This is a genomic window from Affinundibacterium macrobrachii (assembly GCF_014652415.1).
GTDB lineage: Bacteria > Pseudomonadota > Gammaproteobacteria > Burkholderiales > Burkholderiaceae_D > Undibacterium > Undibacterium macrobrachii.
Genome location: NZ_BMYT01000007.1, coordinates 44091 through 67559 on the forward strand (window position 1 = coordinate 44091; position 23469 = coordinate 67559).

General features: G+C 45.7%; 22 protein-coding genes. 13 read left to right on the forward strand and 9 right to left on the reverse strand.

What is annotated here, in order from left to right:
* Positions 1-100 precede the first annotated feature (100 nt).
* Positions 101-1024: a GGDEF domain-containing protein gene (locus tag IE103_RS16440; RefSeq protein ID WP_189347250.1), complete on the forward strand. Its 924-nt coding sequence runs from the start codon at positions 101-103 to the stop codon at positions 1022-1024.
* A 45-nt stretch (positions 1025-1069) separates the two neighbouring features.
* Positions 1070-2059, forward strand: a complete 990-nt coding sequence (locus IE103_RS16445) for an AraC family transcriptional regulator (protein WP_229827328.1) — start codon at positions 1070-1072, stop codon at positions 2057-2059.
* 263 nt (positions 2060-2322) lie between these two features.
* Here IE103_RS16445 and dxs read toward each other — a convergent pair whose 3' ends face one another.
* From dxs to IE103_RS16460, 3 genes are read right to left on the reverse strand one after another with little or no spacing between them, the layout of a single operon-like run.
* On the reverse strand, positions 2323-4161 hold the full coding sequence (gene dxs / locus IE103_RS16450; RefSeq protein ID WP_189347253.1) for a 1-deoxy-D-xylulose-5-phosphate synthase: 1839 nt from the start codon (positions 4159-4161) through the stop codon (positions 2323-2325).
* Positions 4162-4163: 2 nt separating this feature from the next.
* On the reverse strand, positions 4164-5051 hold the full coding sequence (locus tag IE103_RS16455; RefSeq protein WP_189347256.1) for a polyprenyl synthetase family protein: 888 nt from the start codon (positions 5049-5051) through the stop codon (positions 4164-4166).
* Positions 5048-5329, reverse strand: coding sequence for an exodeoxyribonuclease VII small subunit (locus IE103_RS16460; RefSeq protein WP_189347258.1), 282 nt, complete (start codon positions 5327-5329; stop codon positions 5048-5050). The genes IE103_RS16455 and IE103_RS16460 overlap by 4 nt, the downstream gene beginning before the upstream one ends.
* A 427-nt stretch (positions 5330-5756) precedes the next feature.
* Between IE103_RS16460 and IE103_RS16465 the strand changes: the two genes are divergently transcribed.
* From IE103_RS16465 to IE103_RS16485, 5 genes are all read left to right on the forward strand, one after another.
* Complete coding sequence (locus IE103_RS16465; RefSeq protein WP_189347260.1) at positions 5757-8186, forward strand: DUF1631 family protein; 2430 nt, start codon at positions 5757-5759, stop codon at positions 8184-8186.
* Between the two features lie 640 nt (positions 8187-8826).
* Positions 8827-10113 carry a Glu/Leu/Phe/Val family dehydrogenase gene (locus IE103_RS16470; protein WP_189347262.1) on the forward strand — a complete coding sequence of 429 codons (1287 nt, stop codon included), beginning with the start codon at positions 8827-8829 and terminating at the stop codon, positions 10111-10113.
* Between the two features lie 422 nt (positions 10114-10535).
* Positions 10536-11414, forward strand: coding sequence for an amino acid ABC transporter substrate-binding protein (locus IE103_RS16475; protein WP_189347264.1), 879 nt, complete (start codon positions 10536-10538; stop codon positions 11412-11414).
* A 211-nt stretch (positions 11415-11625) separates the two neighbouring features.
* Positions 11626-12675 carry a dihydroorotase gene (pyrC, locus tag IE103_RS16480; RefSeq protein ID WP_189347265.1) on the forward strand — a complete coding sequence of 350 codons (1050 nt, stop codon included), beginning with the start codon at positions 11626-11628 and terminating at the stop codon, positions 12673-12675.
* 6 nt (positions 12676-12681) lie between these two features.
* On the forward strand, positions 12682-13491 hold the full coding sequence (locus IE103_RS16485) for a DUF3025 domain-containing protein (RefSeq protein ID WP_189347267.1): 810 nt from the start codon (positions 12682-12684) through the stop codon (positions 13489-13491).
* 207 nt (positions 13492-13698) lie between these two features.
* Here IE103_RS16485 and IE103_RS16490 read toward each other — a convergent pair whose 3' ends face one another.
* From IE103_RS16490 to IE103_RS16510, 5 genes are all read right to left on the reverse strand, one after another.
* Positions 13699-13944, reverse strand: a complete 246-nt coding sequence (locus IE103_RS16490) for a YdcH family protein (protein ID WP_189347268.1) — start codon at positions 13942-13944, stop codon at positions 13699-13701.
* Between the two features lie 82 nt (positions 13945-14026).
* Positions 14027-14905: a MurR/RpiR family transcriptional regulator gene (locus IE103_RS16495; RefSeq protein ID WP_189347269.1), complete on the reverse strand. Its 879-nt coding sequence runs from the start codon at positions 14903-14905 to the stop codon at positions 14027-14029.
* Positions 14906-15539: 634 nt separating this feature from the next.
* Positions 15540-15992, reverse strand: coding sequence for a DUF2147 domain-containing protein (locus IE103_RS16500; protein ID WP_189347270.1), 453 nt, complete (start codon positions 15990-15992; stop codon positions 15540-15542).
* A gap of 426 nt (positions 15993-16418) precedes the next feature.
* Entirely contained in the window at positions 16419-17420 is a 1002-nt protein-coding gene (locus tag IE103_RS16505; RefSeq protein ID WP_189347271.1) for an SRPBCC family protein, read from the reverse strand.
* Positions 17368-17763: an ArsR/SmtB family transcription factor gene (locus IE103_RS16510; protein WP_189347272.1), complete on the reverse strand. Its 396-nt coding sequence runs from the start codon at positions 17761-17763 to the stop codon at positions 17368-17370. The genes IE103_RS16505 and IE103_RS16510 overlap by 53 nt, the downstream gene beginning before the upstream one ends.
* 218 nt (positions 17764-17981) lie before the next feature.
* Between IE103_RS16510 and IE103_RS16515 the strand changes: the two genes are divergently transcribed.
* Both IE103_RS16515 and IE103_RS16520 read left to right on the forward strand, forming a co-directional pair.
* Positions 17982-18449: a VOC family protein gene (locus IE103_RS16515; protein WP_189347274.1), complete on the forward strand. Its 468-nt coding sequence runs from the start codon at positions 17982-17984 to the stop codon at positions 18447-18449.
* A 400-nt stretch (positions 18450-18849) separates the two neighbouring features.
* The gene (locus tag IE103_RS16520; protein WP_189347276.1) at positions 18850-19929 is read left to right on the forward strand and encodes a potassium channel family protein; all 1080 of its coding nucleotides are present in this window, start codon (positions 18850-18852) and stop codon (positions 19927-19929) included.
* A gap of 232 nt (positions 19930-20161) precedes the next feature.
* On the opposite strand, the gene IE103_RS16525 is transcribed toward IE103_RS16520, so the two are convergent.
* Positions 20162-20698, reverse strand: a complete 537-nt coding sequence (locus tag IE103_RS16525) for a DUF2058 domain-containing protein (protein WP_189347278.1) — start codon at positions 20696-20698, stop codon at positions 20162-20164.
* Between the two features lie 275 nt (positions 20699-20973).
* On the opposite strand from IE103_RS16525, the gene IE103_RS16530 reads away from it, so the two are divergent.
* The 4 genes from IE103_RS16530 to IE103_RS16545 all read left to right on the forward strand — a co-directional run bounded on the left by IE103_RS16530 (position 20974) and on the right by IE103_RS16545 (position 23433).
* The gene (locus tag IE103_RS16530; protein ID WP_189347279.1) at positions 20974-21210 is read left to right on the forward strand and encodes a type II toxin-antitoxin system Phd/YefM family antitoxin; all 237 of its coding nucleotides are present in this window, start codon (positions 20974-20976) and stop codon (positions 21208-21210) included.
* Positions 21210-21587 (forward strand): type II toxin-antitoxin system VapC family toxin, encoded by a 378-nt coding sequence (locus IE103_RS16535; RefSeq protein ID WP_189347281.1) that lies wholly within the window; start codon positions 21210-21212, stop codon positions 21585-21587. The genes IE103_RS16530 and IE103_RS16535 overlap by 1 nt, the downstream gene beginning before the upstream one ends.
* 127 nt (positions 21588-21714) lie before the next feature.
* The gene (locus tag IE103_RS16540) at positions 21715-22587 is read left to right on the forward strand and encodes a restriction endonuclease (protein WP_189347283.1); all 873 of its coding nucleotides are present in this window, start codon (positions 21715-21717) and stop codon (positions 22585-22587) included.
* Between the two features lie 63 nt (positions 22588-22650).
* Positions 22651-23433: a trypsin-like peptidase domain-containing protein gene (locus IE103_RS16545; RefSeq protein ID WP_189347285.1), complete on the forward strand. Its 783-nt coding sequence runs from the start codon at positions 22651-22653 to the stop codon at positions 23431-23433.
* Positions 23434-23469 lie beyond the last annotated feature (36 nt).

A 23469-nucleotide genomic window follows, 5' to 3' on the forward strand; every position in this document is an offset into this window, starting at 1 on the left:
AGTTTTTGGAAAATATCGGTAATTGTCATTTTCTTGTCATGTAAGCCGTTTAGTCTCGCGCGCACTGTCCAGTCTGGATCTATTAATTGCGCGGGCCATCATGCTTTCACTTCACAAAACACCACTTTTACTTTTTGCATTTGCTCTCTTGCTTACCTTGACTGCGTTTAGCACGATCGGCATAGCAAAGCCATTTGAGTCAATTCAATGGCTAGACGTGATCGCCGAAGGTGGTACTGCTGTCATGGCAGGCCTGTGGTTACTGATGACGCTCAGCAGTAGACCACGAGGCAAAGTCACCTATTTATTAGCGGCGGGCATGGGCTTGATCATGCTTGGTGCTTGGGCTGATTGCATGGATGAGTTTTATCGCGTCGGTAAAGAGCAGATGTGGGATCATTGGCTGGAGGCCGGATTCACCTTGGGTGGTATGTTGATCTTGACGGCTGGTTTATATTTTTGGCGACATGAACAGTTCTCCTTGAATCTGCATTTACAAAAACGTGAACGCCTGTTTCGCGATCATTTGGCGTTTGATCGTGTGACACAATTGGTCGATGCGACTTATCTTCGTCGTCTAATTGCGATGGAGCAGGGACGCCATTCTGATGTCTCGAATTGTGTTGCGCTGTTGGATATCAATTCCTTCCATCTCCTAAATCGTGATTGTGGCGTAGAAGAAGGTGACAGAGCATTGCAAGCGGTGGCGCATATGCTGTTACTGAATTTGTCGAATCAAGATGTGTTATGTCGCTACGCTGGCGATCGATTTGCGATTTACATGCCATCAACCACGCTAGATTCTGCACAGAAAAAAGTCGATCATTTATGTGCGATGGTAGCGCAGATGCACTTTTACACGCAGACTCGTCAAGTGCCAATTACATTGCGTGCTGTTTGTAGCGAGGCGGTCGTGCAACTTGACGAGCTATTAGTCCGACTTGATCCACTCGATCCGGTCGCACAGCACAGCGAAGAAACAGAAGCACTTGCAGGCATGTCGCGAACAGCGGTGTTTAGCTGAATCGCCCCTTATCAAATGGCCTATTTTTTTTGCAGTGATCCTTGTTTGTTAGCCCAGCATCATGCCATGCTGGCGTGGCAAAGTGCCCAGCGTTTGGAAGTGGATTTGGTCGGAGCGCGCAAGGCAAGCAAGTTGGATGGGGAAGACTTCACACGGCCAGAACGCAAAATCAGTCCGGAGCAGTATTTAAAGTTGCTGCAGTATCTAGCTCGACAGTCGCAAAGCAAGGATACGAGTTTTATACTCGGTCAACATATGTTACCTGGGCATTATGGCAGTGCCAGTCAAGCGCTCTTGTATGCGCAGACTTTACGTCAGGCTTTGCAAATTCTAGTGCAGTTTCGAACAGACTTGTGTCCACTTTTGACGCCGAGATTGAAAGAAGAAAATGGGCAAGTGATCTTGTACTGGATGGATCAATGGGGTGCACCCGAGATGCTGCCGTTTTTGGTGGAAATGCATATGACTGCTGTGACGGCAATGTGCCGCTGGCTCAGTGAACAACGTCTGCCTTGGCGCTATTGTTTCAATCGCAGTCGCGCCCAACACATTGAACAACATCAAGTCCACCTAGGCCGCGATTTGCGTTTCGATTGTTATCTTGATGCGATGATCATTCCGGCTGAATATTTGGATTTGCCGTGGCCAAGAACAAATGCTGTCAGTGCCGATATCGCGATTATGCATGCGACTACTGCAGCATTAAATCAAGCACCTGCGCAAAGCATCATTCCACAATTGTATGATTACCTAGCCCTCAATCTACGCTGCGCGCCGAGCTTAGAAAAAGCAGCACAACATTTTGATTGTAGCATCGCCACCTTCAAACGGCACCTTGCAAGACACGGTACGCACTTTCAAGCAGAGCTAGATCAGGTTCGCACGCACATGGCGCTCTACCTTTTCCATTTTCAAGAAATGGATAACGAAGGGGTCGCCACTTATCTCGGCTTTCACGATGCGACGAATTTCCGCCGCTCGTTCAAGCGCTGGACTGGGCAGACACCTAGTTTGCTGCGTTTGGCCTTGGAGTGATGGTTAGACTTTCACTTGAGATCAGAGAATGGCCGATGCAAGCCAGAAGTAATTTCGATTTCATCCAAAAGAACTTGCCTTGAAGTTATTCGAGAAGATATTCGCGCTGCTTTGGTCGAGCAAGATGTGTAGAGCAATAAAAAATAGCAGCATAAAACTCGCAGCATAAAAATCACCGAATAAAAAACCACGCTCTTTTTGGGGTCAGATCATTGCGCGGTTTTTTTTGTGATGAATCGGATTATTAATGCATCATTAAAGCATTAGAAGAAACGATGGCGAATCGACGCCTCTATGCCTTCAGCGTTCAAGCCACATTGTGCTAATAGCAGCGCAGGATCACCGTGATCGACAAACTTGTCTGGCAAGCCTAAGATCAACATGGGTTTTGCTATCCCTGCTTGTGCTAAAGCTTCTGCCACTGCCGAACCAGCACCGCCCATCGTGCAGCCTTCTTCGACGGTGACAATGGCGTCATGGCTGGCCGCCATTTCTTTGATCATCTCCGTATCAATCGGCTTGATAAAACGCATATTGACCAAGCTTGCGTCGAGTGCTTCCGCAGCGAGTAAAGATGGATGCACCATAGAGCCAAAAGCGAGAATCGCTACTTTCTTGCCTTGACGTTTCATTTCAGCTTTGCCGATTGGTAGCGATGTCAATTCTTTGTTGATAGCGGCACCTATGCCGGCGCCACGTGGATAGCGGATTGCCGCAGGACCCGGATAGTGATACCCGGTCGTCAGCATTTGTCGACATTCATTCTCATCACTTGCCGCCATCACCACCATATTCGGAATACAACGCAAGTAGGCGAGATCATAATTGCCTGCATGGGTCGCACCATCGGCACCGACTAAACCAGCGCGATCCAGGGCAAAGGTAACATCCAAATTCTGTAAAGCGACATCATGAATCAATTGATCATAAGCGCGTTGCAAGAAGGTCGAATAAATCGCCACCACAGGTTTTAAGCCTTCGGTCGCTAAGCCGCCCGCAAAGGTCACGGAATGCTGTTCCGCAATGCCAACGTCGTAATAGCGTTGTGGGAAACGCTGTTCAAATTCCACCATGCCCGAGCCTTCGCGCATCGCGGGAGTGATGCCGATCAATTTGTCATCGACTGCCGCCATATCGCACAACCAATCACCAAAAACTTGTGTGTAGGTTTTCTTGGCAGGTGCAGCAGCAGGTTTGATTCCTTCTGCTGGATTAAACTTACCAGGCCCGTGATACAAAATTGGATCGGCTTCCGCGAGCTTGTAGCCTTGACCCTTTTTCGTGACTACGTGCAAAAATTGCGGACCTTTGAGGTTTTTAATATTTTGCAATGTCGGAATTAGGGATTCCAAATCATGTCCATCAATAGGCCCGATATAGTTAAAGCCAAATTCTTCAAACATCGTTGCAGGGACGATCATGCCCTTGGCATGTTCTTCAAAACGGCGTGCTAATTCCAACATTGGCGGCGGCAATACCGACTTTCCAACATTGCGTGCGGCGGCATAAAATTTACCGGACATCAGGCGCGCCAGATAACGGTTTAATGCGCCAACTGGTGGTGAAATCGACATATCGTTATCGTTCAATACCACCAGCATATTGATATCGTCGTACACGCCTGCATTGTTCAATGCTTCGAATGCCATACCGGCTGTCATTGAGCCATCTCCAATAATCGCCACCGCATGACGCGATTCATTTTTTGTGCGTGCTGCCAGGGCCATGCCAAGCGCTGCAGAAATCGAGGTAGAAGAATGCGCAGTACCAAAGGTATCGTATTCACTTTCGATCCGACGCGGAAAGCCTGAGATGCCATCTAGCTGACGCAGACTATGCATCTGATCACGACGCCCGGTCAGAATTTTGTGTGGATAGGTTTGATGGCCGACGTCCCATACCAAGCGATCTTCGGGAGTATTAAATACGTAATGTAAGGCGATCGTCAGTTCCACTGTGCCGAGATTAGACGATAAATGTCCACCAGTTTTTGACACAGAATCAATCACGTATTGGCGCAATTCATCTGCCAATGAAGTTAATTGATTGCGGTTAAGCTGGCGTAAATCTGCTGGCGAATTAATCGTATGAAGTAGGGACATTATTATGCTTTCCGCTGAACGATGAGATCTGCTAAATCATGCAGATATTGGGCGGACTCTCCGAAAATTGATAAGGCTTGATGGGCATCGCTGCATAGCTTTTGTGCCAATTGGCGCGACGCTTCTAAACCTAATAAAGATACATAGGTAGGCTTATTATCGGCAGCGTCTTTGCCCGCTGTTTTACCTAAGGTTGCAGAATCGGCAGTCGCATCCAAGACATCATCGACCACTTGAAATGCTAAGCCTATCGCACGCGCATAGTCATCTAGCGCGCTTGTTTCTACCGCGCTTAAATGTTTGCCGCTCATTGCACCTAATAAAACTGATGCGCGTAGTAAAGCACCCGTTTTGAGTCTGTGCATTTGTTCTAACTCGGTGATATTGAGGGCGATTCCAACACTGTCTAAGTCAATCGCTTGACCGCCGCACATACCCAATGAGCCTGAGGCATGTGCCAATAATTGCAACATTGGCAGTTTGCGATCCGCTTCTGCTTGGGCTTCACTCAGTACTAAAAACGCTTGGGCTTGCAAGGCATCGCCAACCAATAATGCCGTTGCTTCATCATATTTCTTATGAACGGTTGGTTTGCCACGACGAAGTGCATCATCATCCATGCAAGGCATGTCATCATGTACTAGTGAGTAAGCATGAATCATTTCGACGGCACAGGCTGCGCGAGACAAGAGCTCATTTGGTGCGGAAAATAAGTTACCCGCAGCGAAGACTAATAGAGGGCGTACGCGTTTCCCACCGTCGAGCACTGCATAAGCCATCGCTTCATGCAGTTTTTGTGGCAGTTGTGTAGGCGCTGGTAAGTATTGCGTAAGTGCGATTTCAACTGCGGCTTGGGTGGAGGTCATCCAAGTTTGGAATGGTCCGCTCATGCAATGCTCTCTTGATTATTTTGATTGTTGGCATTTGTGTCGCCAGTGTCTGTGCTAAACGGCTTGAGCATGCCAGCATCAAGAATTTTCACTTGTTGCTCTACTTTTTCTAATTGTGAGGCACAGTATTTAATTAATTCAGAACCGCGTTGGTATGCCGTTACAGAAGCTTCTAATGGTAGTTGGCCAGTCTCCATTTGCGACACCAATTCACTAAGCTCAGCCATCGCACTTTCGAACGATGCAGGTGTGACATTTGTTGGTAATTTCTTTGACATAGAATAGTTTGCAAGGTAGATTGCAGGAGTGGCAAGCACGAGAAGGCTGGCGTTCCTCGAAAACCTCGTATTTTAGAGCAAAGGGAGTGCAAGTGTGGAGATATCCAAGCTTATCAGAAGCTTAATTCTTGATTTACTTTAGTAGTGCTTGCTCTAATTGAATTTATTTTGAGTCAAGAATTTCATGCGTAACCATAAAATAAAAACAATAAAATCAAAGAAAAACTGATCTAACATAAAAAAATGCTTAAAAAATGAGCGGAATTGCGTTTCGAACATTTCCATGTGGAAATTAATTGAATATAGTCCTTCAAATGATGCGACTAATTCACATATTGTTTCTGAAGCTGACGCTCAGTTGTTGATTTTGTGGTCATGCTGTTTTTAGTGAAGTAGCTTTTAAGGTGTGTGTTGTAAAAAAACTTTTATGTCGATGAATCCGGTACATCAAAAGCAGGCAGATAAAAGTCCTCATGCGGTAGCGCCAATTCCTTTAGAAAAATTGGACACCTGGCAGGCTTTGTTGCAGCACGCCTATCAATTAATCACGCCACAAATCGATGCCTTTTCTGCGCGCTTATCACACGCCTTGTTTGTAAAATCAGAAGAATCGAGTGATGCCAAAGAAGCCAATTTGTATTTTCACGGCGCGCAACTATTAAAAAATAGCACCTACACCTACTATTATTTGTGCTCGGGTGCGATCGAGAAAATTTTAAAGAACGAAGTTGCTGCTTTACGAAGCAATGATAAGAAAAAGCCAGTCGCTATTTCTGATGAAGGAATGACCTTAGTCTCTTATGAAGAGATGGATTTGAAGCTGAGCATCAGCCGCGCCAGTCGTTCACTAGAATTAACGCACGCAGAAAGTTTGGCTGCATTAAATATGCGCCTTGCGAGTTTATTAGGTTTAGAGACCTTAAACTTGAGCCAGAATCCATTCCGACCTGAAGTGTTTTTACAAGCCTTAAATACGGCGTGGTGCGAATTTAATCCAGAAAAAGCAGCGCATGATTTTGCATTGCCTTTATTAAGTGATCTGATTTTTGATTTGACGCCGCTGTATCACGGTTTGAATGAATTATTGGTGGTGCGTGGGGTGCTGCCAGACCTGCAAGAGACTTATCGTTTAAAGCGCAAACAAGCAAGCGCCGAAGCTGCCAGATTAGGCGAAGCAGTTAAAAACGAAGTTACAAAAAAATTAGAGCAGTATTTTTCAGCGCAGTCAGGACTGCCGCCTGGCGCTGATGCGCAAGTGTCACAACAGCAAGGCATGCCGACAGGCGCTGGAACTGTTCCATACAATCTTGGTACCGCTAGCTTTCAACCAGCTAATTCCGAGTTGTTTCAGTATCTTGCAGGCGTACAAAAAAATATGGCGATTCACCAGCTCGTGTCTGGTGCGCAGCAAGCCGTGCGTTTGTCCCATTTGCGACAAGAAATGCCAGCGATGTTTCATAGCGGTGTTGAAAAACATACCTTTGACTTGATGTCGCATGTGTTTGATGGTGTCTTAAGCAACCAAGAAATCGCTGATCCGATTAAAGACTTGATTAGTGCACTGCAAGTGCCAGTGCTCAAAGCCGCGTTGATCGATAAAGATTTCTTTTTTCAAGATTCGCATCCTGCGCGTCGCTTAATTGATTTACTCTCCAAATACAGTTCTGCGCTTGATCCAGCGAAAGGACAAGCTGATCCTTTATTTCAGGAAATGCAGCGCAATGTAGCGCGGGTGCAAAATGAGTTTGATCAACAGCTCAGTTTGTTCGATGAGGTTGTCACTGATCTTGAATCTTTCATCCAGAAAGAAGAAGCCGCTACCATCGAAGCTTTGCAAGCGCCAATTAATCGGGCATTGCAAAGAGAGAAGTTTGTTCAGGCTAGTATCTCTGCGAACAACGATGTCTCGATGCGCATTGGGACTGGTGAAGTGATGGCGTTTGTCGAAACCTTCTTAGAGAATCGATGGAAAAAAGTACTGACCTTGGCGTATAGCGTGCAAGATCAGAAACCGCATGCAGTCGAAGATGCTATCAAAACGATGGATGATTTGATCTGGAGCATCAAACCGAAATTCACTTTGGCGCAACGCCAAGATATGATTAATCGTTTGCCGGGAATTTTGGCGCGACTAAATAAATGGCTTAGTCTCATCAAGTGGGAAGATGCAGATCGCGTTCAATTTTTCGCTGACTTAGCCGAATGTCATGCTTCAATCGTTAGAGCTCCGCTTGAGTTGTCGCCAGAGCGACAAATGGAAATCGCTGTTGAGGCAGCCAAAATTGCCACTGAGCGTCGTCTAGAACAAAGAGCAAAGGCAGAAGCAGAAGCGAAAGCTAAGGCCGCAGCAGAAGAAGCGGAAAAAGCCCGACTTGTAGCCCTTGCGATGGAAAAAGCCAAGGCCGATGCGAAGCTCGCTGCAGAGGAAAAAGCCAAACAACTCGCAGCAGAAGCGCAAGCTGTGGATGCGCAAGCGCAACCAGTTGATTTCTATCTGCCAGAACTCAATGACGTCATCATTCGCGAAGAAGATTTAGTCGCCAAGGTTGAGCAAGCCATTGAAGATGCGGTAGCAACCGTCGCGAATTTAGAGCGCGGCGTTTGGGTGCAATTCCGTATGCTAGATGACAGCCTACAAAAAGTTCGACTCGCTTGGGTTAGCCCTATGCGCAGTCTGTTTATTTTTACCTCTAGTCAAAAAGAGAAATCATTCTCTGTGGCGATTAATGAATTAGAGAAAAATTTCCGCGAAGGGCGCGCTAAAGTGGTCTCCGTTGATCACGTCGTCGATCAAGCTTTGTTGAGTGCGTTGAACAAAACAACTTCTCAAGCTGCGGGTGAGCAGGTGAGTGCCTAAGTCAAATAGGACACCTTCGCGCAACTGAATAGCGTCGAAAAAGTTTTATTCTCTCTTTGATTCGCTAAATTACCTAGAATCGAAATCACTAAGTTATAAAATTACCGAGTCATATTCTGACAATAAAAAAGATCGCTTGCTGTGTAAGCGATCTTTTTTATTTGAGTGGTCTTTTTTAATGCCAGATTCTCCAAAACGTCGATGAACAAAAATTGATCTGCATTGGATTTCCTTGAGGTTCTTCAGACGCTACATCACCAAGCTTCTCGCTGTGTTTGCAGTTGTGACATAGTTTTTTGTACGCCCATTCCCTCCATTCACAAATATTCGTAAAACCTATTTCTGTCGCTTTTTTCTTTTATCTCGCTGCTATTCAGGCTCGATCATTGCGCTATTTTTCTAAGAATCAGCTTGTCGTTGGTTGGTAATTTAAGTTGCGATCGCTTTGATGGAAAATGTCTAAAAACATATCTATGCGTATCGTGCATAGATAAATGCAAACAAAGCATTGGAGACCGGTAACTGTCTTGCCTTAAGATGCGCTGCCTTTGATCGGCTTGGTTTGTATAAACGAACACCATTCGGTCAAAACAATTATTCATTCTTTCAAGATCTAATCTACTGAAAAGCGAGACTTACCATGTCTAGTAATCACCAAATCCCGTCCTACCTTACCCCACATGCGACTGGTCCATGGAATGTATATCTGGAACAAATTGATCGTGTTACACCTTACCTCGGCAGTTTGTCGCGTTGGGTCGAAACATTGAAACGTCCTAAGCGTATTTTGGTGGTTGACGTCCCTATCGAACGTGATGACGGCACGATTGCGCACTTTGAAGGTTATCGCGTACAACACAATACTTCTCGCGGCCCAGGTAAAGGTGGCGTGCGTTTCCACCAAGATGTGACTTTGTCGGAAGTGATGGCTTTGTCTGCTTGGATGACAATTAAGAACTCGGCAGTCAACGTTCCTTACGGTGGTGCAAAAGGCGGTATCCGTGTTGATCCAAAAACTTTGTCACGCGGTGAATTGATGCGTATGACGCGTCGTTACACTTCTGAAATCGGCATCATCATTGGCCCAGACAAAGACATCCCGGCACCAGACGTCAACACCAATGAACAAACCATGGCATGGATGATGGATACTTACTCCATGAACGAAGGTCGTACCGCGACTGGTGTAGTGACTGGTAAACCAATTTCTCTAGGTGGTAGTTTGGGTCGTCGCGAAGCGACAGGTCGCGGTGTGTTCGTGGTTGGTTGCGAAGCTGCTGCGAAAAAAGGTGTGACAATTGCTAGTGCAAAAATCGCAGTGCAAGGCTTTGGTAATGTCGGTGGTATCGCCGCACGTTTATTCGCTGAAGCAGGTTCCAAAGTAGTGGCAGTACAAGATCATGGCGGTACGATTTTCCACTCAAATGGTTTGGATGTGCCGAAGTTACTCGATCACGTTGCAGCCAATGGCAGTGTGGCCGGCTTCCCAGGTGCCGAGGCTGTTTTGCCAAACGAAGAATTCTGGAAAGTGCAATGCGATATCTTGATTCCAGCCGCTTTGGAACAACAAATCACAGAAGCAAATGCGAACCATATTACGGCCAAGATTATTCTTGAAGGCGCGAATGGTCCGACCACGCCAGAAGCGGACGACATCTTGCGTGATCGTGGCGTTTTAGTAGTACCTGACGTCATTGCGAATGCTGGCGGTGTAACGGTCTCTTACTTCGAATGGGTGCAAGATTTCTCTAGCTATTTCTGGACAGAAGACGAAATCAACAATCGCTTAACTCGTATCATGAAAGAAGCTTTCCACTCCGTGTGGCATGTGACAGAAGACAAAAACGTTTCCTTGCGTACTGCTGCGTTTATTATTGCTTGTACTCGCGTGTTGCAAGCGCGTGAAGTGCGAGGTTTGTACCCATAATTGAGCGCTGCGATAAATTCGATTTTCGGGTGCATAGCGGCGTTGTCTGTCCTCGCAATATTGACATATTGCTGCGGGAGACACCTTGCTCTGCATCCCGAGAATCAAATTTCTCTTGGCTCAATGGTTCGTAAAACCAGATAGAAAAAAGTTTACGGTGAACCGACGACTCATTTTTTGTAACGCACAATTGGGAACCTGAAGTGCAGTAAGGCCTGCGTCACCTTCTTTTGCTCACTTTTCTTGGCGAGGCAAGAAAAGTGAGTGGATGCCGGGCCACCCCCGGCCAAAGGTCGACAAGCTTTGCCCATAAAGTTGACGGTGACCGAAAGCCACACTACGCTAAATCAATCCCTCCACAACACACGAACTCCTCAAAGTGTAAAATACCACGGCAAATATTTCCGCCTAAAAGGAAGACCGTGTTTAAGTGTTTATGCATTAGCTTTACTCTGCTGTTCGCTACACAAGTTCATGCCGCCGATACTTTGGCGCGTATCAAAGAACGTAAAACCATCATCGTCGCGCATCGAGAAGCGAGTATTCCTATCTCTTATTTATCGGAAGACAGCAAGCCGATAGGCTATGCGATGGATATTTGCAGTAAAGTAGTCGAGCGCATGAAACGCGAATTGAAAATGCCGCAAATGGCGCTCAGCTATTTACTCGTGAATCCATCGAATCGCTTTTCTGCGATACAAGAAGGACGTGCTGATTTTGAATGTGGTACAACAGCAAATACGGCTGAACGCCGCAAACAAGTGGCATTTTCGATTCCCTACTTTTTTTCAGCAACACGTCTACTTACACCCGCCAACTCGACTATCAAAAATTGGACAGACTTAACGCAGAAGCGTGTGGTTGTAGTGCGCGGTAGTCTTGCATCGAGTCTGTTGCGCCAGCAACCACAATTAAGATTAAGCGAGTTAACAATCATTGAAGCCAGTACTTCGCGCGCTGCATTTGAGATCTTGCAAGACGCACAGGCTGATGCGATGGTCAGTGAAGAAGTTGTCTTGGCAGGATTGCGCGCCAGCGTAGCAGATGTGTCACAGTGGAAAATCCTTGGTAATAATATTGGCATCGAAGCACAGACCATCATGTTTGCCAAAGACGATCCCGCCTTAAAAGCATTGATCGACAAAGAAATCGCTAAAATGATTAATGAAGGTGAACTTAATAAACTGTATGAAAAATGGTTTATGCAAGCCTTGCCGACGACAGGAATAAATTACGCTCTACCGATGAGCTTCTTACTAAGAGATAGTCTGCGCTTTCCATCAGATAAAGTATTGAATTGATGGCTTACAGATTAAATTTTCGTTAGGATGGAAATTCCGCTGAAATCGATCAAAATTGTATGGCCACTTTAGGCCTAAGCCCGTGCTTGCTAGTATTGCCATAATTCTTTGATCCCCACAGAAAGTCGTCAGCAAGGCATCAAAACGGTAAAATAGCGCATATTGCGATGTTCATCGAATATTGCCTCTTCTTCGATTTTTGCGAGCCTTTATGACAACTAGCGCACCACAACAATTCACCATCACCCGCCCAGACGACTGGCACCTACATTTACGCGATGGTGAAGCTCTAAAAACCGTCTTGCCACACACAGCAGCGCAATTTGCTCGTGCGATTGTGATGCCGAACTTGAAACCGCCTGTGACGACCACAGCCTTGGCAGGTGCGTATCGTGAACGTATTTTGGCGGCTTTGCCAGAAGGTATGTCGTTTGAACCCTTGATGACTTTATATTTGACGGATAACACGCCGCCGGATGAAATTCGTCGTGCGAAAGACAGCGGCTTTGTGCATGCGGTGAAGTTATATCCAGCCGGTGCGACCACCAATTCAGATGCGGGTGTGACCGATTTGCGTAAGTGCTACAAGACTTTAGAAGTCATGCAAGAAGTTGGTATGCCATTTTTGGTACATGGTGAAGTGACAAGTCCAGAGATCGATTTGTTCGATCGTGAAGCGGTGTTTATTGATACTGTGATGAAGCCTTTGCGTGCCGATATGCCAGAACTGAAAGTGGTGTTTGAACACATCACGACTAGCGATGCCGCAGCTTATGTCGCGGAAGCGAGCGGTCCAATCGCAGCGACGATCACTGCGCATCATTTGCTATACAACCGCAATGAAATTTTCAAAGGCGGCATTCGTCCGCACTATTATTGCTTGCCTGTTTTGAAGCGCGAAACCCATCGTCAAGCTTTGGTGAAAGCAGCGACCTCAGGCAATCCTCGATTCTTCCTCGGTACCGATTCTGCACCACATGCAAAAGGCGTGAAAGAACATGCTTGTGGTTGCGCTGGTTGCTACACGGCTTTGCATGCGATGGAATTGTATGCACAGGCTTTCGATCAAGTCGGGGCTTTGGATAAATTGGAAGGCTTTGCGAGTTTCTTTGGCCCTGATTTTTATCAGTTGCCACGTAATGCTGGCAGCATCACATTAAAGCGCGAAAGCTGGACGCTACCAAATGAATTGAGTTATCTCGACGGCAGCTTAGTACCACTGAATGGCGGTGAGACCATCAACTGGAAAGTCTCTGCGTAATTGTCGATGACAAAGTTCTACTCCGTCATTGATTGGTCACGACCTTGGTTAGCATCGATTCTTCCTGCTGCAGAAACTATACTGGCGCAGGAAGATTGGCGCGTCGCTTTGAACCAAGCAGCGCGGGCAGTGGGTTTAATCAATCATCGTGATCTGCCTTTGCAGTTTATTCCACAGGAAGAATTGCCAGAAGGTGTTGCCTACGAAAGCCACATCAGTGCGGCGGGTAAAGTGCCGACGCGAGAAAACTTGCATGATTTTTTTAATGCCTTGGTGTGGCTAAGTTTTCCGCAAATCAAACGTCAACTCAATGCACTCCAAGCCGCGCAAATTGAAACGCTTGGTATCGGCAAATCACGCGGTCCAGCGCGTGATGCGGCAACGATTTTCGATGAAAACGCAGCACTCTTGGTGTTAGAAAATTCTGAGCGCGGACATCGACTGTTAAGTTGTTTGCGTGAACATCAATGGCAACAGGCATTCATCGAACATCGCGATGATTTTGCAAGCGTGGCGCAAGTTTGGAGTTTTGGACATGCCTTGATGGAGAAGTTAGTGCAGCCCTACAAAGGCATTACAGCGCATGCATGGGTGGTTTGGGTAGATCCTGATTTCTTCGCACAAAGCTTTGCGCAACAAGCACGGCAATTGGATGCGCAGGTGAGTAAGCAATTGCAGTCACATGCCTTAACGACCGCCGACTACACACCTTTGCCAGTGCTAGGCGTGCCCGATTGGTGGGCTGGACAAGATGAGACGTTTTACGCGGATGAAGAAGTGTTTCGCGCTAAGCGTGTGCAGGCATCCAGTCAATAACTTTGTCCAAAGTAGTTTTACGAATTGTTTTAGCAAAGCAAAAAAAAGCGAACCGGAGTTTTACTCCAAGTTCGCTTTAAACTTGCCTTACTAAAACTAAAACTAAAACTAAAACTCAATAAATCAATGCATCAAATACATTCAGCGTAGAGCCTTGTGACTATTTGCACGAACTGTATGCAAGCTGCAATAGCAGTATTTTCTAAATTAAGCCGGATGCGCTTGTAACAATTGGAATAACTGATCTTTCAGTTGAACGCGTACTTTTTTCAATGTTTCTAAAGCCGCATCGCCTAAGTGATCGACACCATTTTCTGCGCGATTGATCGCCTTGTCGGTATCTGTGTATTCGTCAAACAGCTTTGCAAAATGTGCATTGGCTAATTTGAGTGTATGAATTGTGTCTTTGAATTCTGGAAATTCGAGTGCCAATGGATGATGTTCAACTTGCATGGGAAACGCTCCTTTAATAAGTAACTACCAAGTGATGATAGAGCGAATCCCAAAACAAGAACTGATTTAGATCAAGTCCAACCTATTTTTTGCCGTGGTGCAACCAAGGTAGCATCAATTCGGTAGTTTCTGCGGCGATATCAACCGGTGATTCTGACTGATGCGCCACCGCGGCACAGATCGCTTCGATCAGACAAAGCACGATGCCTTCGGAATTAAACTGTGGTTTGGTTGGCGTGTATAAGGTCAAATCAGAAATGTTTGCGATTGGTGATCCAGGCCGATCCGTTAGCGCCAGAATGGGCACGCCACGTCGCTTCGCTTGACCAGCTAGTGTGACGACATCGCTCGAATAACGCGGAAACGAAATCGCAATTACCAAATCACGTTCGGTAAATTTATACAGCGCGCGAGCAACTTGTGCTGGACCGCCTGTGCCAATATTCGCTTGCACATTATTGCAATAATTTGTCAGTGCATGACACATGATGCCCCCCAAATAAGCGCTCGCTCCGTAGCCAACGATGTAGATGTTTTCGGCTTCTAAAATCATCTTAACCGCGCGATCGTATAAATCAAGGCGATATTCTCTGCGGGTTGCTTCTAAATTGCTGATATCGTCAGATAAGGAACGGTTAATCACTTCAGAACTGCTAGACGCGATACTGATTTCTGAACGCAAGCCTTCGATCGGTGCCAACATGGTCTCAAATCCGGAGACCAGTTCAGCGCGAAATTGTGGATAACCATCAAACCCTAAGGCGCGGGCAAAGCGGTTTGCGGTTGCGTTAGAAATACCTACCGCATCCGCCAGTTCATCAATCGACATCGTGGCAGCTCTAAATGAGTTTGCAACAACATAGTCGGCGGTGATTTTGTGTGATTTAGATAAAGAACTATAGATTTGACCTATACGTTCATTGATTGACCCCCCCTGGGTCTTGCTCTTTTTTGGGCTCATTATCGTTTTCTTGGTATTGCTTATTTTTACCAGTCTGATGCAAGCTAGCTGGCCCCCTATGTTTTTATAGTTCTGTGATTTTTACAAAATAGACTTCGAGATGTTGTAACTCCTCTAGTCCTGACACTGAGCTGCTCAGCCAGCATCGTTTTGTAAAAAGATAATTATTATCTATTTGACTATTTCAACTTTGGAAAATACCACAGGTCGCTGGTGCTATCAATCACCGAGCTAGGGTCTTACACTAACTTCGTTTAACTTTCTTAATCTGCGTCGAAATTTCTGAGTGTTTGCAGCTTTTTAGATATATTGAAGTGGGATTGGGCTGAAATTAAACTTGTAGCGGGGGTAAGCTTGCTTCGCTAAAACAGATTTAGCCCGTTGAATTTTTTGGGGGAGTGTCGCGGTTGGGAGGGAGGAGGACTGAAGACGAGACCTGTGTAATTGAACTTCATTACAGCGATCTCTAAATAAACGCGAGAAACAGGGCGTACACAAAACCAACGCAATTCTTGTGGTATTCGTCTCGCAAACAAATTGCACTGGTTATTCGCTTAAGCAGTGCAATTGTTTTGAAGCTGAGGTTTCAAGGTCGATTGTCATGCACGTGTTCGCGCTGACAAACCAATCAATATCACTCTTCGCGTACCCAAGTTTGGGTACGACCAAACATCGGCATACCGATATAGCCACGAACCTCTAATTTTTTGTTGCTGTCGATGAGTTTTAATTTGCTGCTGTATAGCTTGCCATTGGCTGGGTCCAAAATTTTGCCACCGCCAAATTCATCACCATCTTTTTTAATATTAAACAGTATGGTCAATCCGATTAAGGGTTGGTCCTTATTGCTGCCTTCGCATTTGTCGCACTTTGGATTTTGATCTTGATCGGCTTCGCGGAATAGTTTTTCGATTTTTCCTTGGAACTCGCCACCAGATTCGCTGATGCGCACTAGAGATTTGACTTTGCCAGTTTTGTCATCGATGGTTTTCCATAAGCCGGCTGGGGAATTTTGGGCTACTGCAAATTGTGCTGCAAGCAAACTCAGTATCGCGATACTCGATTTGATCAAGCCAGATTGTTTCATGTTGTCTCCGATTTTTATAAAGTGGGAAAAAACTGCTCTTGGATTGTACGTGCAGTTTTTGTGACAGTGCATGAAATTACTAGAGTGAGAACTTTAAAAGACCTAATTACAACAAGTAGGTGCTGTTAGTTCTTTATCGATACATGCGTTTGATATGTATTGTGAAGCTGGAGTGAAGGTGAATTCATACAAACTGAAGCGTTTGAGGCATGTGCACAATCATTTAGAATCAGGATAAAACGCCCTCTCACGGAAGTGGGAGGGGGCGGAGGTGAGGGCGTTCAAGAAAGTAAAATCGCTTCGCTGTGCTAGTTACTAGACCTAGAAGCTTTGCGTGATAAGCGTCACGCAATACACACCTGAGTTATTGCACTTGAACCATCGGACTCTTTAGAAATCATTCGAAGCTGCTACTAATAGATTTGCTTATTGTGTTTCTAGTTGCGCATTCAACTGCATTTCCAATTTATCAAACGAACCAGTCCAACCCATCGTCATGCCACCACGTTCTTTCATAAATGCTTGTAATTCTTCCGCTGTGACTGCACCGTAGGGTTCCCAGGTGACGGTTACACGCGTTTGATTTGCGCCTTCTTCTGTGAACTCGACTGTGCTTAACATTGTCTCTGGCCATGCGGGTGCCATGGGATGACGAGAGATGTTTTCATCTGCATCGCAAAACTGCTGGGTGTAAACCAAACGATTTGGTTTATTCATTTCCAAGTAAGTAGCGCGTCCATACATCGTGACATTATTTTCCTGAGATCCATTCGTCATTTTGTAAAACGAACTAGCACCAACACGAATATCAGCGCGTATAAATGACATCGTAAATCCAGTAGGAGGAAGCCATTTTCCGAAGTGCTCCGGCTGGGTCCACATCTGATACATCAATTCAATTGGTGCGGTGAAGCTGCGATTGATGACGAAGCGTTCTTTGTGCTCGATCTGCTCCGCCAGGTATTCAGCAAAACGATCCCACGTCGCCTCGCCACCCGCTTGTTTGATAAATTGACGTGTTTGAATCGCAGCTTCGGCACTGGCTAATGCCATCGTCATTTCCATCTGCGTTTTTTTACCGATGGTGGTGAATAAAACCGTCACACGAAACAGAGGTGGGCTAATCTCAGTCGCACCGTGGTCATACACGAGTTTTTTATGCTTTTCAATTTCGTGATAAGTCGCGATGTTTGGATAATCGGTGCCGTCTGGTCCATGCATGGTGTAACGCCAAGTGCCGCCCACGCGCAAATCTTTGCTATGCGTCGTCAAGCTAAATCCACGTGGCCCCCACCACTGCGCCGCTTGCGCAGGATCGACCCATGCGTCCCACACCATCTCGACCGGTGCGTCATATACACGCACAAGGTGGATCTCATTTGCTTTTGGCTGTATTGATTGCGTTGGCGGTTTTAGATTTGCGGACATTTTTTTTACCTTTCTTTTCAGCGGTGACGGTTTGTAGATAGAGATCAAGGCGATCAAAACTTTGTTCCCAAAAAATACGATATTGCTCTACCCAATCTGCTGCCACTTTTAAGGCTTCGCCATTGAGTTTGCAAGGCCGACTTTGCGCCTCGCGGGTCTTGGTAATTAGTCCAGCGTTCTCTAACACTTTTAAGTGCTTGGTGACAGCTGGCAAACTCATCTCATTCAAAAATGGTTGAGCTAATTCCGACACTGTCGCATCACCGCGAGAAAGCTGCGCCAAGATTGCACGTCGCGTTGGGTCTGCTAGAGCAGAAAAAGTCTGGCTAAGTGGATCTGTCATAATGAACTGATTGGTTAATTAACCGAGTGGTTTAATAATAGTAAAGCTTAAGGTGAGCGTCAAGGAGTTTTTTGTAGAGTTAAAGCTGACGGTATTGAGTTAATCTGATGTGTTTAACTTCTCGCGACTATCCTTTATGATCGTTCTTAAGTTGTCTGTGTGCGAAATAAACGCAATGCATTTCCATGTTAATCGTTTGAACTGTTGAGGAGTAGGCCATGAGTAATTCAATTCGCACCTGTCTGTGGTTTCGCGATGGACGCGGCCAGGAAGCAGCTCAGTATTATTGTTCGCTGCTTCCGAATAGCAAAGTGGAGAGTAGCTATCTTGGAGATAATGGATATGGCGAATTTGCCGTAATCGATTTCATACTCGGCGGTGTACCTTACCAAATTTTGGATGCTGGACCCATGTTCACCTTGAGCGAGGCAGTATCGATTGCTGTCGCGACAGACGATCAAGCCGAAACAGATCGACTGTGGGCCGCCCTCACCAGTAACGGTGGTAACGAAACCGCCTGTGGCTGGCTGAAAGATCGCTATGGCGTGTCGTGGCAAATCTATCCTAAACGCTTGCTTGAACTAACCATGCACGCCGATAAAGCAATCTCAATCAAAGCGATGGCGGCGATGATGAAGCAAAAGAAAATTGATATTGCGGAGATCGAGGCGGCCGTATTTACCTGATTTTCAGTTTAGTTTCCAACATAGTTCCAACTTAAATCTATGCCGATTTTTGTCTAAATGGGATGTGGGATGCCGCAGTCGAGCTAACTAGACTTTGACGATTGAAATGTAAAGCCGAGTCAATTAAATTCACTACCAAACTTTGTAAGTGACTATGGATGAGGGCGCGTGGCTTTTGATCAATGATTGAGTCTATTCCGCATACCGTCACACTCAACTAGCGAGAGCGAGTACATTCTTCATCATCTCTTATTGGACTAGAATTGATCTAAATCAAGCTTGGGCCAAACTACGGCATTTGGCTTTCAAAAACCAAAAATTGCGTTTGCCTGCAGGAATGTCAATGACGCAAAATTGCAGCAGGCTACAATGTTGCTTGGCAAAATAAACGGTCTTATCAATGCAAATTCCAGAAGAAATTAATCCGGCGTCGGTGTCGAATCATCAGTCAGTGGCAGAGAGTGACAATGCGCAACTCATGCGCATACTCGCTCGCATTGGATGGGCGACCCTGATTCTTCTGACCTTGATTGTGTTTGGGACGATAGGCTTTTATCTTTTTAGTGACCGAAGCAGTTGGGAGAACGCGATCTATATGACCTTGATCACGATCTCGACAGTTGGTTATGGTGAAGGCGTGCCGCTCACCTCGTTTGGTGCCAAAGTGTTTGCGGGGTTAATGAGTATTTCGGGTTTGGGTGTGCTGACCTTTCTATTTACTAGCTTGACGGTATTTTTTCTTGAAAAAGATTTAGATTATTCTCTGCGGAGACGACGAATGGAAAAACGTATTAGAAAATTGCGGCAACATTTTATTGTTTGCGGCTTTGGGCGAGTCGGACGCAACGTGGCTCACGAGTTGCAAAAGACCGGACGTCAGTTTGTAGCGATTGATCCTGAGCAAAACAACTTCGACGAATACTTAGATAAGTTTCCTGACCTGCTGTACCTGGCTGGCGATGCTTCGGACGACGATCTTCTCATTGACGCAGACATTGTTGATGCACGTGGTTTGTTTGCCGTCACGGGTGATGATTCACGCAATCTGATGATCATCATTACTGCCAAGCAGTTAAATCCAAGATTACGTATTGTCGCGCGTGCGCATGAACTGCGAAATGTAGAAAAAATGCGTAAGGCTGGTGCCGATGAAGTGATTAGCCCAGATTTCACTGGTGGCATGCGCATGGCCTCGGCAATGGTTCGGCCGCATGTGGTCAGTTTTTTAGATGAGATGTTGAAGTCTGAGAAGAATCTGCGGGTTGAAGAGGTCGTGACGCCATCTGATTTCCCTGCCACTGCGATGGGTAAATTAAGGCTGCGTAGCCCAGACTATATTTTGATCGCAGTGCGTGCTAGGAACGATTGGACCTTCAACCCCGATGATCAATATTTATTGCGTGCAGGCGATGTGATTGTAGCGATGACCAGTGCCGAAGGACGTGCTGAGATTGAACGGCATTTGCTAGATATGATTTAAGAACACCGAGAACTTTAGTGATTGTCGGAAAAGTGTAGTGCGGGTGCAACCCGCGCGGTTCATAAGTCGATCAACGATGACCAATATTGACGCGGCGCGGGTTGCACCCGCACTACACAAACATTCTCGATGTAGAAAGAACAGTATTGAATATTGACTCAAACAGCTATTCGGTTTGAACCAAGTTCACATTATGTTGTTGAGTGATGTTGTTGAATTACGCAGTAGCTTTCTACCACGTAAAATCATCCGGAATTTTGTAGTCAGCATAAGGATCGTCGGCATCAAGCTCATCCGATGTTTTCTTCACGCGCACCACCAAAGATTCGTCGCGCTCAGCGATTTTGTCGGCGACCACACGTGGCACTAATTCTACTTTTCCATCGATACACACAATCACGAGTCGACCTGCGGTCAGGTGTCCTTGCACTTCAGCCGATACATAGATTTTGTCGATCTTAGTACCATGCGTGTAGTAATAAGTGATGTCGCCATTGCCTTTGCTTTGGCGATTGGCTTGCACCATCTGCACGATTTGCGCATACACCGCTTTTTGTGCTGCGGCTGCATCACGTTGCGCATTCAATTCACGCGCACGTTCCGCATTTTTGCGCTGCACCTCAAGCGCAGCCAAACGCGCTTCATCGACACTCTCGGTGCCAGTGCGACGCTCGACTTTCTTTTGTTTAGTCTTGTCTTGGTGCAGCTTCTTGGCCTTGTTCTTATCGACGAGTCCTGCTTTTAAAAATTGATCTTGCAATGAGGCCATAATAGGTTTCCATGAAATGCGTGTTCGCGATCGTAGGCAAGAATGCCGATTTGTTGAAGGGCGCTAGGATAGCAAAGTTTTCGGTTCTATAGCGTTTCGCAATGATGGCTGCAAGCGATAAAAATCGTATGCTTATCTAGGCTTAATTTGAATTTTGCTAGTGTGGACGATAGGCACATGATCTGGGCTTGTTCGAATTTACACATATTTTTACTTGCTTAAATAATTTATATGGACTAACATGGACTAATTATCGGAACTTAGGGATAAAAACCATGCTAGTCATCAATATTCACGATGCAAAAACACAGTTTTCAAAGTTGGTCGAAGCGGTTTCTCAAGGTGACGAAATTGTGATAGCGCGCGCAGGGAAACCTGCTGCGAGGTTGGTTCCAATTACCCCAAAAAAAACAGTTCGCCAACCTGGCGCACTGAAGGGTAAATTGCAAATTGCAGACGACTTCGATGCCTCACTGCCAAATGAAATTCAATCGGCATTTGAGGGCGACTAATGAAATTACTCATCGATACCCATATCTATCTTTGGTGGTTACTAGACAGCCCAAAACTGAGCGAGAAAGCCCGTCAACAAATTCAAGATGCGACCGAGGTTTACGTCAGCAGCGCGAGCATTTGGGAGGCCACGATCAAGGCGTCGATTGGTAAGCTCAGTGTGGACATCGATCAGCTCGTGGCAGAAATTAGCAAAAGTGGTTTTCAAGAATTACCCATCACAGCAGCACACGCTGCCACGGTCGCGCGCCTGCCGGAGATACACAAAGATCCCTTTGATCGCATTTTGATCGCACAGGCGATGAGTGAGCCGCTTCGATTTTTGACGGCGGATGCGATCTTGCGTGGATATTCTGAATTGGTGGAGATTGTTTAGTGTGAAAGGTTGGTGCAATTAGCGCGGTGTAATCGCGCTTACGGGCTACAATATCAAAGCTACAACGTACGACCTGCATCTTTTAACTGAAAGTGAAATGGGTCGTTCGGACTCATAAGGGAAAACAATGGATCTTCCAAAATTCAATGACACTTTTTTGCCAATTCTCGATATTCTCGATGACGGGCAAATAATTACAGGTAGAAAACTCATTGAACTTGTAGAGCAAAAATATTATTCGGAATTGCCTGCTGAGTTATTGAATCAAACTACGAAGAGCGGTGAGCGCTTAATTGAGAATCGAATCGCTTGGGGAAAATCTTATTTGAAAAAGGGTGGAATGGTTCATTACCCTGAACGAGGGCATGTTCAGATTACTGAAAAGGGGAAGTCCGCCAATAGAGAATCCATCACCTTGGAGAAGATGAATGCCGATGCGATCGACTTCTACAGGCCAGAAAATTCTCAGATCGAGAAACCTGTTTCAACCTTAAGCCCTCAAGATCTAATCGATACTGGAATTGAGCAGATTGAGCGAAACGTCAAGAACGAGCTTCTTGAAAAACTCAAAAAATACGATCCATATGCTTTCGAAAAAGTTGTTCTGATTCTGCTTAATAAAATGGGCTATGGTGAATATGTTGAAACGTCAAAGTCTCGTGATGGTGGAATTGATGGTGTAATGAATGAAGATAAGCTAGGGCTAGAAAAAATCTATATTCAAGCAAAACGTTTTACGGAAAACAAAGTCCAAGAAACCGACATTAGAAACTTCATTGGCGCGATGAGCGGTGATACGACTAAGGGAATTTTCGTGACAACGACGGACTTCACTGAAAGCGCCAAGAAAAAGGCAAAAGAAGCTCACCATAAGATCATTCTTATCGACGGTGTTCGACTTGTTGACCTTATGTACAAATATGGAGTCGGTGTCCAAACAAAAAATTCATATGAAGTTAAGGCGGTTGATACAGATTTTTTTGAGATGGAAGATGTATAACAGAAGAGCGCCTTTACATACCGCGCTGGACGCATCCGCCCGCGAAGGTTCTTTTTGCAAAACATGACAGTACCAAAGTCACATCTTGATTCCGCTAAGGATTTGTTAAAGCATTGGTATGGGAACATAGATGATGCTATTGATAAAAGGCGGCGTTCTGTTGCAATGGTTGTCCGTACTGTACCTGGGCCGCGAGTGGAAGCGTTTGGCACTGGTTTTTTCTACGAAAAGGATGGGATTCCATTCTTTGTGACCGCAAAGCACGTGCTCGATGACATGATCACGAGCAATCAACGTGGTCAACGTACTATACTTGTCACGCGTGGGCGCAAGGAATTCATTGACATACTGAAATATGAATTTTTTGCGCAACCAGAACTTGATATCGCGGTTGCTCCTTTGTTATCTGAATCCTTTTCAACATACTCCCACGTTGAATTTTGGACGGCTAACGAAATTGGGTCACCTCTCGACCTAGGCCTCTTTGCTTTCACAGGTTTTCCAGCGTCAAGGAATAAGACTTATACCACCCAAGAACTCAAACCTTATCAGCGCGTGATAACATTCGACAGAACGCTGGTGGATTCAGGAATTGACTCATGCTTTCTCGAGTTTCCGATAAATTCGCGTGAACTTCACAGTTCCGCTCTAATTTCGATGAATCTTGATTTTCCAGAGGGAATTTCTGGAATGAGTGGGGGACCTGTTTTCGCCGTCGGCGGAACCATCGACCAGCCATTGCTAAGCGTCTGTGGCATGGGAGTCGCTTGGTCAAATCGTTGTACATTAAAGATATTGCGGTTCGATGTCGTCGACGTGTGGCTGTCACAATATAAAATTTGGTAACTTAAGTAGCCTTGAAGGGCGGGTACGATGAGGTTG

Bases quoted from the DNA above. Each gene is read 5' to 3' on its own strand.
- IE103_RS16485 (WP_189347267.1), top strand. From the start codon at position 12,682: ATGACAAAGTTCTACTCCGTCATTGATTGGTCACGACCTTGGTTAGCA.
- IE103_RS16500 (WP_189347270.1), bottom strand. From the start codon at position 15,992: ATGAAACAATCTGGCTTGATCAAATCGAGTATCGCGATACTGAGTTTG.
- IE103_RS16455 (WP_189347256.1), bottom strand. From the start codon at position 5,051: ATGAGCGGACCATTCCAAACTTGGATGACCTCCACCCAAGCCGCAGTT.
- IE103_RS16545 (WP_189347285.1), top strand. From the start codon at position 22,651: ATGACAGTACCAAAGTCACATCTTGATTCCGCTAAGGATTTGTTAAAG.
- IE103_RS16495 (WP_189347269.1), bottom strand. From the start codon at position 14,905: ATGAGCCCAAAAAAGAGCAAGACCCAGGGGGGGTCAATCAATGAACGT.
- IE103_RS16535 (WP_189347281.1), top strand. From the start codon at position 21,210: ATGAAATTACTCATCGATACCCATATCTATCTTTGGTGGTTACTAGAC.
- IE103_RS16505 (WP_189347271.1), bottom strand. From the start codon at position 17,420: ATGTCCGCAAATCTAAAACCGCCAACGCAATCAATACAGCCAAAAGCA.
- IE103_RS16440 (WP_189347250.1), top strand. From the start codon at position 101: ATGCTTTCACTTCACAAAACACCACTTTTACTTTTTGCATTTGCTCTC.
- IE103_RS16525 (WP_189347278.1), bottom strand. From the start codon at position 20,698: ATGGCCTCATTGCAAGATCAATTTTTAAAAGCAGGACTCGTCGATAAG.
- IE103_RS16540 (WP_189347283.1), top strand. From the start codon at position 21,715: ATGGATCTTCCAAAATTCAATGACACTTTTTTGCCAATTCTCGATATT.
- pyrC (WP_189347265.1), top strand. From the start codon at position 11,626: ATGACAACTAGCGCACCACAACAATTCACCATCACCCGCCCAGACGAC.
- IE103_RS16490 (WP_189347268.1), bottom strand. From the start codon at position 13,944: ATGCAAGTTGAACATCATCCATTGGCACTCGAATTTCCAGAATTCAAA.
- IE103_RS16510 (WP_189347272.1), bottom strand. From the start codon at position 17,763: ATGACAGATCCACTTAGCCAGACTTTTTCTGCTCTAGCAGACCCAACG.
- IE103_RS16465 (WP_189347260.1), top strand. From the start codon at position 5,757: ATGTCGATGAATCCGGTACATCAAAAGCAGGCAGATAAAAGTCCTCAT.
- IE103_RS16460 (WP_189347258.1), bottom strand. From the start codon at position 5,329: ATGTCAAAGAAATTACCAACAAATGTCACACCTGCATCGTTCGAAAGT.
- dxs (WP_189347253.1), bottom strand. From the start codon at position 4,161: ATGTCCCTACTTCATACGATTAATTCGCCAGCAGATTTACGCCAGCTT.
- IE103_RS16530 (WP_189347279.1), top strand. From the start codon at position 20,974: ATGCTAGTCATCAATATTCACGATGCAAAAACACAGTTTTCAAAGTTG.
- IE103_RS16515 (WP_189347274.1), top strand. From the start codon at position 17,982: ATGAGTAATTCAATTCGCACCTGTCTGTGGTTTCGCGATGGACGCGGC.
- IE103_RS16470 (WP_189347262.1), top strand. From the start codon at position 8,827: ATGTCTAGTAATCACCAAATCCCGTCCTACCTTACCCCACATGCGACT.
- IE103_RS16520 (WP_189347276.1), top strand. From the start codon at position 18,850: ATGCAAATTCCAGAAGAAATTAATCCGGCGTCGGTGTCGAATCATCAG.